Origin of the sequence: Corynebacterium cystitidis, from assembly GCF_900187295.1 — a bacterium.
Lineage (GTDB): Bacteria > Actinomycetota > Actinomycetes > Mycobacteriales > Mycobacteriaceae > Corynebacterium > Corynebacterium cystitidis.
Genome location: NZ_LT906473.1, coordinates 432,953 through 447,970 on the forward strand (window position 1 = coordinate 432,953; position 15,018 = coordinate 447,970).

Genomic DNA, 15,018 nt, shown 5'->3' on the forward strand with positions numbered 1-15,018 from the left:
AAGATCAGCGAGCCAATGGTGCCCCGAAGGACAGCATGATGCCGCCGATAATTCCTTGCTGGGCCGTCATTCCTGTCTCGGTGAGCAGTTTCGGAGTCCACGAGTTTGCAAAATTGAAACCAAAGTTGACCAGGGAGAACGCGACCCACAAGCGGATCGTCACACCCAGGAAGTCACCGGATAGCAGTTCGCGCAGCGCTACTTTCTCTGCTTTGACGATGGGGTTGAGCTCAACATCGGTGCCATGGCCAATGCGGGCGGATACGCGTCGGACAGCGTCTAAGTCGCGGCGGTTGGACAGGTAGTCGGTGGACTCTGGAAGCAGCAAGATTACGCCGATCAGCCCGATGACGGTGAGGATTGCGCCGGTGTAAAAGATCCACTGCCAGCCGATCGTCGGAATGAAGCGGGCGGCCAACGTGCCACACAGGGTCGCGCCGAGTCCATAGCCAGAGGCATAAATGGCCATGGCTAGGCCCCGGAATTTCCGGTTAGAAAACTCACTAGTCACCACGGTAATGGTGGCCAGGATGCCACCAACACCCACGCCGGTAACAATACGCCAGGCTAGGAGCTCGCCGAAGGAGGTGGACAGGCCTGTCATCACAAGGCCTACCACGTCAATCAGGATCGACGCGATGACCATTGTGCGTCGACCGAATTTATCCGCCAGGGGGCCCAGCAGCAGCGCGCCAACACCCATGCCCAGCAGGGCGGAAGACAGCAGCCAGCCAAGGGCGGCCGGGCCGATAGCAAACTGGTCGGTGATTGCGTTCGAGGAATACGCGATAGCAACCAGGTCATAACCATCCAGTGCGTTGAGGTAGGTGACCAGGGCAATTATCAGCCATTGGTAGGCGGTCATCCGGGAAGAATCAATGCGGGACCGAATGTCCATGCGGAAATCCTTTACACGTGTCGATTACAGGGACCCACCGGCCCCAACGGCGGTGGCTTCCGCTTGGCACAAGGGCTCTCGGCGTCACGGACTACTCACTTTTATGAAAGAGATAATCTAGCGCATTCCACCTCGAAAGCAAATTATTTCCTGGGCGTGGGCGCTAAAGCTGCAGAGGCAACTGGATTCTGCAGCGCAGATGGTCAGGGGCATTCACGCCCGCCCCCTACAACGCTCGCGAGTATGTGCACCCCGAAACCAGAAGAGTCGCTTTACGACGAATACTTCAGTGCTGCCCCCAGTTCAGGCCTACCTCTAATCCCCAGCTTCTTGTAGATATTGGTCAGATGGTACTCCACGGTCTTCAACGACAGGGTGAGCTGGAGGGCAATCTCGCGGTTGGTAATGCCGTCGGCCGCCAACCGTGCCACCTGTTCCTCCTGAGCAGTCAGCCCCAGGCGGCTGTGCACGTGGCCGCCCACACCGCTGAGGCGGCGTCCTTTATTGCACCGCTCCACCATGACATGGGCACCTAACTCTTCAAACAGGGTGGATGCTCGGCGCAGGATATCGTCGGCACGCGAACGTCGACCAATGCGGCGCAGCGTGATGCCGTACTCGAACAGAACGCGCGTGGCGTAAACAGACATGGGGGAGTGCTCGATGGCATCGACGGCATCATCGAAGAGTCGAAGAGCAGGCTCCACCTCACCACGCTGCAACATGATCGTGGCCCGTGGCACTGCAAGACGCGCAAACCACGAGACCAAATCAACATCGGCAGTACGCTCCTCCGCAGCGGTTACCACCATGTCTGCCTCATCCAAACGCCCACTGCGCAGCAGAGTCTGGGCGTAAACATCTTCCCACGGCCAAAACCCAGGCTGGTACGTGTCCGCCCGTTTCGCGGCAGAGGCAAGATCATCCGCCGCACTCACCGCCGAATTCAGATCCCACAAGGTCGACGAGACAAACAGGCGTGCCATCGCCGCCGGGATTTGCTGCAAAGCAAACGAGTCACTGCCGGCAGCCGCCCGGTTAACATAGGACCGGGCAAGACCTTGATTCCCTTCCATAGACGCAATCGAGGCACCCGTCCACAATAAAAACGGCTCCAGCAAGGCCACGCCGTGCAACTCGCAAGCAGCCAGCCCACGCTCCACAACTACCTTGGCCTCATCCCATTGGCCAAGCACAAACAGGGTGCGGGCAAGCAACGCGTCGCGCCAGATCCCCACAGAGAGAGCGCCACCAGGAACCGGGCGAAGTTGCTCCCGGGCAGAGATCGGATCATCGTCGGCAAGCGCTACCCACCCACTAAACATCTTGAGCCGCTCGCGCGATACCGCATGACGAAGTTCCGGGTTACGTTCTGGAAAGGTGCGGTTGATCAACCAGTAGGCGAAAGACCTGTGAATACGCGCCTCCTCGTAGCGCACTGATCCAGGCATCGCCAAGCTCATCGTGTGCTGTGAACGCGCAGCCAAACCGCGCGGATTCCAGTTAGCCAACTCAAACATGGATCCGGCTGCAGACTGTTCAAGAGACTTTGTCACCGGCTCCAGATATGCCTGAGCCTGGTGGCGGTTACCGGTGTACAACGCAATATATCCGGTCAATGTGTCGCGGTGCTCGGCGTTGACAACCCCGGTGCAATCCTGCAGAAACAACTGCGCAGAACCCAACCCCAGATCGTCGGCATGTGCCTGCGCCTTCGACAGCAAGAGCTTCTCGCGGGCAATCGCAGTGGTAGCCCGCGGCGGGGTTGGTATAGAAGCCTGGGTAATGGCATTAAAGCGCGGGTCGCGGAAGAACGTCTCCTGCCCCATCTCATTCTTGCGCAGCTGAACAATCCCGGCGCTAATCGCCTCCGAAAGATCCTCAGGGACAAGCGGACGGACATAGAGCGCCTCAATCGTCTCCGGCGATAAACCCTGAATGCGCCTGTTGAATTCGGTGTGCCAACTATCGGGAATGGTCAGGGCGGCGTTGGCCTGGGTCCAGTAATCGCGCGGGGCCACATCCAGCATCTCCGCGACGTAGTCAGGCCGCCCACGGGTGGCAAAATACAAGTCTTCAAGCAAAAGGGCGGGCAGCTTATGGCCCGTCAGCGCACGGGCAAACTGGTCAGTTTCGGGCAGAGTAAACGGAGGCAGGGTGATGATCTCGTCGGCAAGCACATGTAAGCGTTCCGACGACACCGTCGCCACAATCCGCACGCCCTCGCGTTTCGACGCCGTGACTAACTCGCGAAACGAGGTGTCGTCGGCCTGATCAAAGTCATGAATCAGCACGATGGCGTTAGCGGGCCGATCCTTCAACTGTGTAAGCAGCGCGCCGGGATAGTTCATATCCCACGGCAAGACCGTGACCACCTGCGTATCTTCTGCGGGAAGCTGGGTGGCCAAGCCGTCTAAAAACCGCCGGGCACCCAGGCCTTGATCGATGGGCACAATGATGAGCCGCTGCGGGTGCGCCTCGAGGCTGCTAATAATGGTCCCAACCGCGTGCCTGCGCAAAATCCGGTCAACCATCTGAACCATGTACCCGCCCACCTGATCTTCACTCATTTTTACCGCCAAGGCTGCTACGTGTCTTTATCCAGGAGCTTACCGACGATGACCCCGGCAACCAGCCCCCAGAACGGTGCCGAAAGCCCCAGAAAAGTCACCTCGGCAATAGTGACCAAGAAGCACACCAACGCACCGGTGGAAAATGGGCCAGAAAACCCTGCTACGAATGCATTCTTGAGCGGGGTGAGCATGGCAAGGCCGGCCAGGGCGGCAATAAAAGATGCGGGCATACCCAACATAAACGCCACGAACACCGGCGCAACGATGCCCACCGTTATGGCCGCGAGTGCGTTGACGATGGCCGCTGCGTAGTGGCGGGAAGAATCTTGACTTGAGACAATCAACGCGTTGGTCGGACCGGTCAAGCAGGTTGAGGCGCACCCGAGCAAGCCCACTGGAATTGACCACAGGCCAGACACTGTGGCTGAGAGATTAATACCCTGCTTGTGGTTTGCTGCACGCAGCACCGCCAGCCCCTGGCCGTTTTGCACGAAGACAACAGTAATTGCGAGCGGAATAACAAGTTCAACCAGCGCTGCCCACGAAAAAACAGGTGTGACGAACTGTGGGGTAGCAAAAACGCCAGCGGCTGTGATATCAGCGTCGAAAAGCCCCAAAGATATGGCAATGATCGTTCCTAAGACCGCTGCAGTAGCTACCGGTGGCAGCCATTTGGCAGCCCACGGGATCATCGTGAGAATGACAAACAAAACTGTCATGGGGATCGCAATGATGGGGTCGTCGATAAGCGCGCCGATCAACTGCACACCAAAGTGGAGGAATACCCCGGCCACCATGGCCATGACGATGGTAGCCGGGATTAAGTCCATGATCTTGCGAATCAACCCTGTCCAGCCCAGCAGAAACACGAGGATCCCGGTGACAAGATAGGCACCGACAACCTCGTTGAGAGTGAGGTGGGTAAGCGCTGTACCGACCAGGACCGTTCCAGGGATGGTCCAATAGAAAGCCATGGGAGACCGGTACAAGTAGGTCATGGTCAAGGTGATCAGACCGTTGCCCAGAAACGCTCCCAGGATCCACGAGGAGGTCTGTTGTGCAGTAAGGTTGCCAGCTGCTGTTGCTGCCAGAATCACGGCAACCGGGCCAGAAGCAGAGAAAATGAATGCCACAAGCCCATTGCCGATCTCGGTGGGGCCGACATCTCGGAGGAACTCGCGCAGCGTTGGTCGCTGAAGCTGGGGGCGCTCGATGGCGCCGAGAACCTTAGTCATGAAACGCAACCTACCTCACCGCACGCAATAGTGTGGCCTGGGGCACTATTTTCGAACTTCTGGTTACACCAGTTTGGACGGCTGGGTGTTGAAACAGACGCGCACAGCCGTGCTGTTCGTCGTAAAGCGCGCAAGGCACTAGGATGAGTAGGACAAACAGGGGGTAGCTCGCTACAATCGGGCTACCCTGCGCTTACCGCAGCGTCGAGACAACACATAGTTTTAGAAGTAAAGCGAGAGTTTATACCTCATGTCAGTGACTCATGATAGCTCCGATCTGCTGAAGTGCTCTTTTTGTGGAAAGAGTCAGAAGCAGGTGAAGAAACTCATCGCTGGTGGCGGAGTATATATCTGTGATGAGTGTATTGAGTTATGCAATGAGATCATTGAGGAGGAGCTGCAGGGCGCCCAAGCAGATGAAGAGCAGAAGAAGCAGCGTCTGCCTCGGCCCTCGGAGATCTCTGCGTTTCTAGATGACTATGTGATCGGCCAGGACGAAGCAAAACGGACTCTGTCGGTGGCTGTTTACAACCACTACAAGCGGATCCGTGCGGAAGAAGTCGCCTCGACTCGCTCTAAACGCGATGATGCGGTGGAGATAGCCAAGTCCAATATCCTCCTGCTGGGGCCGACAGGTTCGGGTAAAACCTACTTGGCGCAAACGCTGGCGCGGATGCTGGACGTCCCCTTTGCCATTGCCGATGCCACCAGCTTGACCGAAGCTGGTTATGTTGGCGAAGATGTGGAAAATATCCTCCTGAAGTTGCTGCAGGCCGCTGACTTCGATGTTGCCCGTGCGCAGCGTGGCATTATCTACGTCGACGAGGTGGATAAGATCTCACGCAAGTCTGAAAACCCGTCGATTACCCGCGATGTTTCTGGCGAGGGTGTGCAGCAAGCGTTGCTGAAGATCCTGGAAGGCACCGTTGCTTCTGTCCCACCCCAGGGTGGGCGCAAGCACCCTAACCAAGAATTTATTCAGTTGGACACTACCAACGTCCTTTTCATCGTGGCGGGCGCGTTTGCGGGCCTAGAAAAAGTTATCGCAGAGCGTGTGGGTAAGAAAGGGATTGGCTTCGGGGCAGAGATCGAAACGGAGAAGCAGCGCGAAGAGCAACAGATTTTGAAGCAGGTGCAGCCAGAAGACCTGGTGAAGTTTGGTTTGATCCCCGAGTTCATCGGCCGTCTGCCGATCGTCGCCACCGTGGACAATTTGGACCGTGAGTCCTTGATCAAGGTGCTAACTGAGCCAAAGAACTCACTAGTGAAGCAGTATGAGCGCCTGTTTGCAATGGATGACGCAACATTAACTTTCACCGAGGACGCTCTTGGGGAGATCGCCGATAAGGCCTCTGAGCGCGGTACCGGAGCACGTGGGCTGCGCGCGATCATGGAAGAGATCTTGGTACCGATCATGTATGACTTGCCCGACCGCGAGGACATCGACGAAGTGATTATCTCTGACGCCGTCGTGCGTGGTGAGGGCGAACCAACCTTCGTGCTTCTCGACGAGGAAAAAACCGCCTAGCAACTCCCACCAGTCAGAGATAGTGCGGAACTAGGGAGCTAGGGAGCTAGGGAGCTAGGGAACTAGGGAACTAGGGAGCCTTAGCTCATACCCTGAGTGAATCTTTTCAGTAGATATCGTCGCCGAACTCGTAGATCTCGCCATCAACCGGGACATCTGGGAGCGCTGGAGAGACGGTGAGGTATGCATCATAACCGGAATCCGGAATATTCGATGTGAGAAAGGCAAGGACAGTGTCGATAATGAAGCGACGCATCCCGTCGGTATTTTCCTGACTGGCTGTATCAATATTAAATAGGTTGACCGACAGCGCGTGGTAGCCCAAACGGTAGGCCCCCAAGGCGACAATCAGTGCCAAGACGTCGTCTGCAGAGATACCTGGGCGGAAGGCCCCGGCGTCCTGGCCCATCATGAGCAGCCGCTCTAGGTGGAGGGTGAGCTCAGACGCGTCTGCGATAGCGGATATTTCTGTGAGTTTCAACACAGGATCCATGTTTTCTCGCTGGATTAAACGCTGTGCATCTTCCTGCTCTACCATCCGATAGAAGAGGGCATCAACAAACCGGCGTACGCCCTCAACGGGCACAGCGTAGGAACGGTTCAGTACCTCTGCGGGTGGATGCAGGCGGGCTACAGCTTCAGCAAGGGCCTGCTGATAGAGACCTTTCTTATCTCCGAAGTGGTAATGGATCATCCGCTTCGACATGCCCGACTTTTTCGCGATGGAATCTATTGTGGTGTCGTTGAATCCTTTCTGGGCGAATCCGGCAAGGGCGATATCGATTACATCGTCGACGGTGGCAATATCGCTTGTATCAGCCGTATCAATCGAAGTGACGTGCTTTGGCGCGTCGGAGGCGGAAGGGCCCGCGGTGCGGGAGTCCTGCGGGTGCGAGGTCTGCGAGGTCGGGGACATGGCCACCTTTCGTCCGTCGACGGTGGGCGCATGCCCACCCGAGTTGAAGAATTGTAATCTATACCAAAGATTGTTCAAGGGTTATCTTCTATAGTGCCTGAACCACACCCGTGGCGTGTCTGGTTGTAGCAAAACCCACACAAAAGAGCTCGAAATTGAGTTTTTTGGGGGTAGTTACGTTACGCGACGCTCCCAGGTGTAACCAATCGCACTGTGCTTTACAGGGCTTTATAGGGCTTTACAGGACTTTATATGTGGCTTCATCGGCGGTGAAACGCGGGTAAGCTGGCATCGTCTAACAAATATTGTCTGACAGAATTGTCAGACAATGAAGTGAAACAAGCGAGAGGTATTTCCCAACATGGTTTCGTCTACTAACGCTCCTGTCAAAGTTGCAGTCACTGGTGCCGCCGGCAATATCGCATATTCACTGCTGTGGCGTCTCGCAAACGGCGACGTTTTCGGTGCTGACACCCCCGTCGAGGTGTCCCTCCTTGAAATCCCAGACGCGGTGACAGCGGCCGAAGGCGTAGCAATGGAGCTCTCAGACTCCGCGTTCGACCTGCTGACCAAGATCACTGTCACTGATGACGTGAAAACCGCGTTTGACGGCGCTAACGCCGCGTTCCTGGTTGGCGCGAAGCCGCGAGGAAAGGGCGAAGAGCGAGCAGACCTGCTGGCTAATAACGGTAAAATCTTCGGCCCTCAGGGCCAGGCACTCAATGATCACGCTGCCGATGATGTGCGCGTGTTGGTCGTGGGCAACCCGGCTAATACCAACGCAGTAATCGCAGCTAACGCGGCGAAAGATATCCCAGCTGAGCGGTTTAACGCGATGATGCGGCTGGATCATAACCGTTCCGAGTCGATGCTGAGCCAGCAATTGGATGTGAACACCAACGCGTTCGAGCAGGTAGTTGTGTGGGGCAACCACTCTGCAACACAATTTCCTGACATTGCGTATGCAACCGTGAACGGCAAACCTGTGTCCGAGGTAGTGGACAATGATTGGTACGTCAACGAGTTCATTCCGCGAGTGGCAAAGCGTGGCTCTGAGATCATCGAGGTGCGTGGAAAGTCGTCCGCCGCTTCGGCAGCATCTGCAGCTATTGACCACATGCGTGACTGGGTTCAGGGCACCGACGGTAAGTGGACTACCGCCGCAGTACCATCTACCGGCGAGTATGGCGTTCCAGAAGGCCTGGTTTTCGGCTTCCCGGTGATTGGTGAAAACGGTGTATGGAAGATCGTCGACGGGCTGGATATTTCTGATTTCCAGCGTGAGCGTATCGACGCCAACATCACTGAACTTGAGGGCGAGCGCGACGCTGTCGCACACCTTTTGAAGTAGCTCTCACTGCGAGAAGCGGTCAAGTTGTGGTTCAGCCAGCCTTGCGTTTCTGTGCTAGCTGGACCCGCTAGACTGGTTCGCGTGACTGAAGCAAACGTGGGTAAGAATCGTGCAGACAACCTCCCAAAGAGTTGGGAGCCGCAAACGCAGGAGGCGGAGCTTTACCAAGGCTGGGTAGACAAGGGCTACTTCACCGCTGATGCGCACAGCGATAAACCTGCGTACTCGATTGTTCTGCCGCCACCGAACGTGACGGGCCAGCTGCATATGGGCCACGCGCTCGATCACACGCTGATTGATGTGATGGTGCGCCGCAAGCGCATGCAGGGCTACGAGGTGTTGTGGCTGCCCGGCATGGACCATGCGGGCATTGCTACCCAGACGAAGGTGGAGGCCTTGCTCAAGGAGACCGAGGGTAAGGACCGCTACGACTACGGTCGCGAGGAGTTCATCGCGCATGTCTGGGACTGGAAGGAAAAGTACGGTGGCACCATCCAGTCGCAGATGCGTGCTATTGGCGATTCGGTGGACTGGTCGCGTGATTCCTTCACCATGGATGAGAACTTGTCGCGCGCGGTGCAGACCATCTTTAAGATGATGTATGACCAGGGCATGATCTACCAGGATTACCGCCTGGTGAACTGGTCACCGGTGCTTGAGACAGCAGTTTCTGACATTGAGGTTGTGTACAAAGACGTCGAGGGTGAGTTGGTGTCGATCCGCTATGGTTCGCTTGCCGACGATGAACCCCACCTGGTGGTGGCCACAACGCGTGTAGAAACCATGTTGGGCGATGTTGCTATTGCTGTGCACCCTGATGACCAGCGCTATTCTCACTTGGTGGGAACGCAGTTCCCGCACCCCTTCCGTGATGACCTCAAGCTGAAGGTTGTCGCTGACGATTATGTGGATATGGAGTTCGGTACCGGTGCCGTGAAGATTACCCCGGCGCACGACCCGAATGACTATGAGATGGGCCTGCGCCACAACCTTGATATGCCGATCATCATGGATAAGACCGGCCATATCGCCGACACGGGTACCCAGTTTGACGGCATGACCCGTGAGGAAGCCCGCGTGAAAGTCCGTGAAGCATTGGCCGAGCAAGGCCGTATTGTTAAGGAAGTTCGCCCCTACGTCCACTCGGTGGGCCACTCGGAGCGTTCCGGCGAGGCGATCGAACCGCGCCTGTCGCTGCAGTGGTTTGTGAAAGTGGAGCAGTTAGCGCAAATGGCCGGGGATGCCGTGCGCCAGGGAGATACCAGGATCCACCCCGAGTCCATGGAGAAACGCTACTTCGACTGGGTGGACAACATGCATGACTGGACCATTTCGCGCCAGCTGTGGTGGGGCCACCGCATCCCCATCTGGTACGGGCCTGAGGGCTCCGGCGGCGGACGCGACGTTGTCTGCGTGGGCCCTGGCGAGGAGCCACCAGCGGGATACGAGCAAGACCCAGACGTGCTAGACACCTGGTTCTCCTCGGCCCTGTGGCCATTTTCCACACTGGGATGGCCGGAGAAAACGGCTGACCTAGAAAAGTTCTACCCAACTTCCGTTTTGGTTACCGCCTACGACATCTTGTTTTTCTGGGTGGCACGCATGATGATGTTCGGTACTTTTGCCGGGCGTGAAACCCCAGAGGTGTTGGGTGAGGGCCGTGACGGCCGCCCACAGGTCCCGTTCACAGACCTGTACCTGCATGGTTTGGTGCGCGACGAGAAGGGCCGCAAGATGTCCAAGTCTTTGGGCAACGGCATTAACCCAATGGATTGGGTGGAACAGTTCGGCGCTGACGCGTTGCGTTTCGCTTTGGCCCGCGGCGCGAACCCCGGCGTGGACCTACCTATCGGTGAGGACAATGCCCAGTCCGCCCGCAATTTTGCCACCAAGCTGTACAACGCAACAAAGTTTGCCCTGATGAATGGTGCTGCAGTGGGTGAACTGCCCGCACGCGACACGCTGACTGACGCCGACCGCTGGATTCTTGACCGCCTCGAGCAGGTCCGCGCGCTTGTCGACGAGCGCCTTGATGACTACCAGTTTGCGAAGGCCAACGAGGACTTGTACCACTTCGTGTGGGACGAACTGTGCGACTGGTACCTGGAGATCGCCAAGACACAGATTTCTCGCGAGCCTGATAACAATCCTGATAACAATGAGGAACAAGCACGCACCCGTTCCACCCAGATTGTGCTGGGCCGTGCGCTCGATGTCGTGTTGCGCTTGTTGCACCCGACCATGCCGTTTATCACGGAGGTGCTGTGGACTGCGCTGACCGAAGAAGAGTCCGTTACTCAGGCTGCTTGGCCAACAGCGGAGGACACCAACGGTGGCGCCCAAACCGATGAAGTTGCCGCGCGCCGTATTGAAGACTCCATCAAGTTGATCACCGAGCTGCGCCGTTTCCGCGCCGACCAAGGTGTGAAACCGTCGCAGAAGGTACCGGGCTCGCTAGACTTCGCCGCCGCTGACCTGGAAGGCCAGGAAGCGCTGGTGCGCGACATTGCGCGCGTGGAAGTACCGGGCGCGGACTTTGCAGCGTCGGCAAGCATTGAAATGCGACTGAGCCAAACCACCCTCGATGTGGCCCTGGATACCTCCGGCACCGTCGATGTCGCAGCAGAACGCAAGCGCCTTGAAAAGGAACTGGCCGCCGCAGAGAAAGAACTGGAAACCACCGCAAAGCAGCTGGGCAATGAGCAGTTCTTGGCGAACGCTCCGGAGGCTGTGGTGCACAAGATTCGCCACCGCCAACAGGTGGCTGCCGAAGAGCAGGCGCGCATCAGTGCCCGATTGGAGAACCTGAAGTAGATGACGGACAATCGTCCACACTCTGACGACGAGCAAATCAAACGCATCCTAGAGGCGATCGACGCCGCTGAATTTGGGGGAGACGACGCCGACGACGCCGACGAGGCGGAAGCTGTGCTTCCCGAACAGCCGGACTTCGATGTCGAGATCACCGAGGCTGGCCGTACCCTGAATCTGGGTGGGACACCGGTGGTTGGCGATGGCCCCGTGGAAGTTGATGGGCTGGTAACCGAAACAGTCGAACCGATTGAGCGGCCGGTCACCGATGACGACCGTGCGGCTTTGGCTTCTGTGGAAAACGAGTTGGCGCAACGTGCCTCGGAGCGCGAGATTGAGCCGTCGACCGAGAAGATCGCGCTGCTGCTCGATTTTCTGGGCACCCCGCAGCAGATTTATAAGGTGATTCACGTTGCTGGGACGAATGGCAAGACATCGACCGTGCGGATGATTGCGACGTTGCTGGAGGCCTTCCATCGCCGGGTGGGTTACTTTGTGAGCCCACAACTCAGCGCGGCCAACGACATGATCAGCATTGACGGCGAGGACCTGCACCCGGCTGATTTTGTGCGGATCTACCAGGAGATTAAGCCTTTTGTGGAGCTGGTGGACGCGCGTTACGACGTTCCGCTGTCTCGCTTTGAGGTGCTCACCGCCATCGCGTATGCAGCGTTTGCCGATGCCCCTGTTGATGTCGCCGTGATTGAGGCCGGCATGGGGGGACAGTGGGATTCCACCAACGTGGTCAACGCCGATGTCAACGTGATCACACCGGTGGGGCTCGACCACACCGACTATCTTGGCGAGACAATAGCGGAGATCGCAGCAAACAAGGTCGGCATTATCCGGAACCCGGATGCGGTCGCTATCGTGGCTGCTCAGCCGGAGGAGGCGGTGGGGCCGATCCTGGCGCGTGCCGTTGAGGTTGATGCGGCTGTGGCGCGCTATGGCGTGGAGTTCACCGTTGCTGATTCCGCGATCGCTGTGGGTGGACAAACGGTGCAGATCAATGGTTTGGGTGGGCTTTACGGCGATGTCTTTGTCCCCCTATCGGGTGCGCACCAGGCGGCGAACGCTGCTGTTGCGTTGGCAGCGGTGGAGGCATTTTTCGGCGCGCACGCCGGCCGCCAACTCGACGTGGAGACAATCCGGCGCGGTTTTGCCGCTGTCGAGGTTCCGGGTCGACTGCAGCGCATGGACACTACTCCGACGACGTTCGTCGACTCCACGCATAACCCGGCTGGTGCCCAGGCGCTCGCGGCGGCTTTAGAGCGCGACTTTCACTTCAGTACGCTGATTGGCGTGGTGGGTGTGCTGGAGGACAAAGACGCGGTAGGGATTCTGCGCGCACTTGAGCCTGTGCTGTCGGTTGTTGTGGTGGCGGGGTTGTCGTCGCCACGTGCTCTGGATGTCTTTGATTTGGCAGACATAGCACGCGAGGTGTTCGGTGATGAGCGTGTGTTCGTCGGCGAGACACTGGCCGGTGCTTATGCGACGGCGCGTGAGCTGGCGGTTGAGGAATCAGGGGTGGATGAGGCACAATCGGGCACTGGTATCGTGCTCACTGGTTCTGGCCATGTGGTCGGGCAGGCACGAGCGTTGTTTGCAAAGGATGCGGAGTAGATGAGCGACGAGCAGTACGGCCCACTGGGCAAAGGCCACGAGCCTGCCAAAGACCCCATGAAGGGTTTCAAGGGAGTGGTTTCCGGTGTGCTGATCCTGGAAGCCATCACGATCTTCTTGGCACTGACGGTGATCTTGAAGATTGATGATGGCGCTTTGTGGACCACGTTCAACTGGGGCTACATTACCGCCTTGGGCGTTGCGCACACCGTGTTAGCCTTTCTTACCCGCTTTAAGTGGGCGTTGCCTGTGGCTATCGTGTTGCAGGTGTTGTTGTTGGCCGGCGGGCTGATCCACTGGTCCGTGTTTGCCATCGGTGTGATGTTTGGTGTGGTGTGGTGGTTTGTGTTCACTTTGCGCCGCAACATGCTTGAGCGGATGAAGCGTGGCCTGCTCACAACCCAGCATCTTGGCTGATTCATCTCGCACCACTGATACCTCTGGAGAGGCACCCATGACACAGGGCTGGATTGTGGTGAACCATTTTTACCACTCGGCGAAGTTCAACGAGTTACACGACTGGTTGCTGCGCTGTGCAGACGAGGTGGGCGTTGCAGCAAAGCTAGTGACCAATGCTGAAGTTCACGTTCAGTTCGAGCGGCTGCGCCCGGAGTGGGTGCTTTTATGGGACAAAGATGTTTCTGTGGGCCGTTGGCTCGAAGCCCAGGGGGTGCGGTGTTTTAATCCTGCCGCGGCCATTGAGGCCTGTGATGATAAGTTCCGCACCTACACTGTGCTGCTGCGTGCTGGTATTGAGCAGCCCCACACCATGGTGGTGCCGTTGCGTTTTCAGCCTGTCGAGTGGGACGATCAGCCTTTTGTCGACGCCGCAATCCAGCACTTCGGCCTGCCCATGGTGGTCAAAGAATCTTTCGGCTCCTTTGGCGCCCACGTGCACTTGGCGCGGACTCGTGATGAGCTGGTGGAGTGGCTGAACAACCTGGGAACCCGCGCTGGCATCGTGCAGGAGTTCATCGCAGGATCCGCTGGCCGGGACTACCGCCTTCAGGTGATTGGCAACCAGGTTGTCGCCGCGATCGAGCGCACCGCCCAGCCCGGCGAGTTTCGGGCCAACCTCACCCACGGTGGGCACGCCCGCAGCGTGATCCCGACACCACAGCAGAAGGAACTCGCCATCGCCGCCACTTGTGCGGTTGGGGCTGACTTCGCTGGTGTGGACTTGCTGGATGGCCCCAATGGGCCCATTGTCTGTGAGGTGAACTCCAACGCGCACTTTGTGAACATGTCGCGCACCACCGGCATCGACATTGGACATGCCATCATGAGGTATGTGCGCGATGCGTAGCATGTGGCTGGTCTACGACACTCTACGCGCTCAGCGCAACCGATGGATGATTAACCACTATATCGCTACCGCGCCCCGCCACGGCCTGCAGTGCACGCTCGTGCTTGCCGACGGGCCCCTGCCGGACGCGGTGCCGGAGCTGGCGCTTTTTCGCTGCGTGGCCCCCGCCCTGCGCGCGCAGCTAGAACAACGTGGTGTGGTCTGCCACAACGGCACCGAACTGGCGGCCATTGCCAACGATAAGTGGGCCACCTACCAGTACTTCAAGGAGCGTGGTTGCGCGGTGATGGAGACCCAACTGGCAGCAGGGCACACGTTGGTACCACCGTTTGTTGTGAAGCCCCGTGACGGGCATGGCGGGGCCGGGGTGGAGTTGGTGAGAGAACCTGTGCAGCAGTCCTTGCGGGGTGCAGATGAGAACCTGATTGTGCAAGCCTTGGCAGATACTCCTGGTGTAGACCTGCGTGTTTACCTGCTTGGGGGCAGTGTGCAGGCAGCGATGTTGCGCCGGTCTAACACGAGCTTTAAGTCTAACTTCTCGCTCGGCGGGTCGGCGCAGGTTTACCCGCTTAACGACGATGCCCTGGCTGCCATCGCACAACTCGTGCAGGTGGCACCGATTCTGTCCCAGGGGCTGTGCGGGGTGGACTTCATCCGCCATCAGGGCAGGTGGGTGCTCAATGAGATCGAAGATGTGGTGGGTATGCGCATGCTTTATACGCAGACGCAGCTGGATATCGTCGATAAGCATCTGGCTTACCTGGCGCAGGCTTAAAC

Annotated in this window: 11 protein-coding genes; 7 read left to right on the top strand and 4 right to left on the bottom strand. The window is 57.9% G+C overall.

The window, feature by feature from the left end:
* Positions 1-4: 4 nt before the first annotated feature.
* From CKV99_RS02045 to CKV99_RS02055, 3 genes are all read right to left on the bottom strand, one after another.
* Positions 5-898 carry an MFS transporter gene (locus tag CKV99_RS02045; protein ID WP_231910138.1) on the bottom strand — a complete coding sequence of 298 codons (894 nt, stop codon included), beginning with the start codon at positions 896-898 and terminating at the stop codon, positions 5-7.
* 272 nt (positions 899-1,170) lie between these two features.
* Complete coding sequence (locus CKV99_RS02050; protein ID WP_231910139.1) at positions 1,171-3,468, bottom strand: helix-turn-helix transcriptional regulator; 2,298 nt, start codon at positions 3,466-3,468, stop codon at positions 1,171-1,173.
* A gap of 17 nt (positions 3,469-3,485) precedes the next feature.
* Positions 3,486-4,706 carry a benzoate/H(+) symporter BenE family transporter gene (locus tag CKV99_RS02055; protein WP_092257707.1) on the bottom strand — a complete coding sequence of 407 codons (1,221 nt, stop codon included), beginning with the start codon at positions 4,704-4,706 and terminating at the stop codon, positions 3,486-3,488.
* 250 nt (positions 4,707-4,956) lie between these two features.
* Here CKV99_RS02055 and clpX point away from each other — a divergent pair, with 250 nt between their 5' ends.
* Positions 4,957-6,234 (top strand): ATP-dependent Clp protease ATP-binding subunit ClpX, encoded by a 1,278-nt coding sequence (gene clpX, locus CKV99_RS02060; protein WP_092257710.1) that lies wholly within the window; start codon positions 4,957-4,959, stop codon positions 6,232-6,234.
* Positions 6,235-6,340: 106 nt separating this feature from the next.
* On the opposite strand, the gene CKV99_RS02065 is transcribed toward clpX, so the two are convergent.
* Positions 6,341-7,150, bottom strand: coding sequence for a TetR/AcrR family transcriptional regulator (locus tag CKV99_RS02065; protein WP_092257713.1), 810 nt, complete (start codon positions 7,148-7,150; stop codon positions 6,341-6,343).
* Positions 7,151-7,511: 361 nt separating this feature from the next.
* Between CKV99_RS02065 and CKV99_RS02070 the strand changes: the two genes are divergently transcribed.
* From CKV99_RS02070 to CKV99_RS02095, 6 genes are all read left to right on the top strand, one after another.
* Positions 7,512-8,501, top strand: coding sequence for a malate dehydrogenase (locus CKV99_RS02070; RefSeq protein ID WP_092257716.1), 990 nt, complete (start codon positions 7,512-7,514; stop codon positions 8,499-8,501).
* Between the two features lie 81 nt (positions 8,502-8,582).
* Positions 8,583-11,315, top strand: a complete 2,733-nt coding sequence (locus tag CKV99_RS02075; protein WP_092257719.1) for a valine--tRNA ligase — start codon at positions 8,583-8,585, stop codon at positions 11,313-11,315.
* Positions 11,316-12,935, top strand: coding sequence for a bifunctional folylpolyglutamate synthase/dihydrofolate synthase (locus CKV99_RS02080; protein ID WP_092257722.1), 1,620 nt, complete (start codon positions 11,316-11,318; stop codon positions 12,933-12,935).
* Entirely contained in the window at positions 12,936-13,352 is a 417-nt protein-coding gene (locus CKV99_RS02085) for a DUF4233 domain-containing protein (protein WP_092257725.1), read from the top strand. It abuts the gene before it with no gap.
* The gene (locus tag CKV99_RS02090) at positions 13,345-14,241 is read left to right on the top strand and encodes a RimK family alpha-L-glutamate ligase (RefSeq protein WP_231910140.1); all 897 of its coding nucleotides are present in this window, start codon (positions 13,345-13,347) and stop codon (positions 14,239-14,241) included. The genes CKV99_RS02085 and CKV99_RS02090 overlap by 8 nt, the downstream gene beginning before the upstream one ends.
* Positions 14,234-15,016 carry an ATP-grasp domain-containing protein gene (locus CKV99_RS02095; protein WP_157728341.1) on the top strand — a complete coding sequence of 261 codons (783 nt, stop codon included), beginning with the start codon at positions 14,234-14,236 and terminating at the stop codon, positions 15,014-15,016. Before CKV99_RS02090 ends, CKV99_RS02095 begins: the two co-directional genes overlap by 8 nt.
* The last annotated feature ends 2 nt before the right edge of the window (positions 15,017-15,018 follow it).

Bases quoted from the DNA above. Each gene is read 5' to 3' on its own strand.
- CKV99_RS02080 (WP_092257722.1), top strand. From the start codon at position 11,316: ATGACGGACAATCGTCCACACTCTGACGACGAGCAAATCAAACGCATC.
- CKV99_RS02085 (WP_092257725.1), top strand. From the start codon at position 12,936: ATGAGCGACGAGCAGTACGGCCCACTGGGCAAAGGCCACGAGCCTGCC.
- clpX (WP_092257710.1), top strand. From the start codon at position 4,957: ATGTCAGTGACTCATGATAGCTCCGATCTGCTGAAGTGCTCTTTTTGT.
- CKV99_RS02050 (WP_231910139.1), bottom strand. From the start codon at position 3,468: ATGAGTGAAGATCAGGTGGGCGGGTACATGGTTCAGATGGTTGACCGG.
- CKV99_RS02070 (WP_092257716.1), top strand. From the start codon at position 7,512: ATGGTTTCGTCTACTAACGCTCCTGTCAAAGTTGCAGTCACTGGTGCC.
- CKV99_RS02055 (WP_092257707.1), bottom strand. From the start codon at position 4,706: ATGACTAAGGTTCTCGGCGCCATCGAGCGCCCCCAGCTTCAGCGACCA.
- CKV99_RS02095 (WP_157728341.1), top strand. From the start codon at position 14,234: ATGCGTAGCATGTGGCTGGTCTACGACACTCTACGCGCTCAGCGCAAC.
- CKV99_RS02065 (WP_092257713.1), bottom strand. From the start codon at position 7,150: ATGTCCCCGACCTCGCAGACCTCGCACCCGCAGGACTCCCGCACCGCG.
- CKV99_RS02045 (WP_231910138.1), bottom strand. From the start codon at position 898: ATGGACATTCGGTCCCGCATTGATTCTTCCCGGATGACCGCCTACCAA.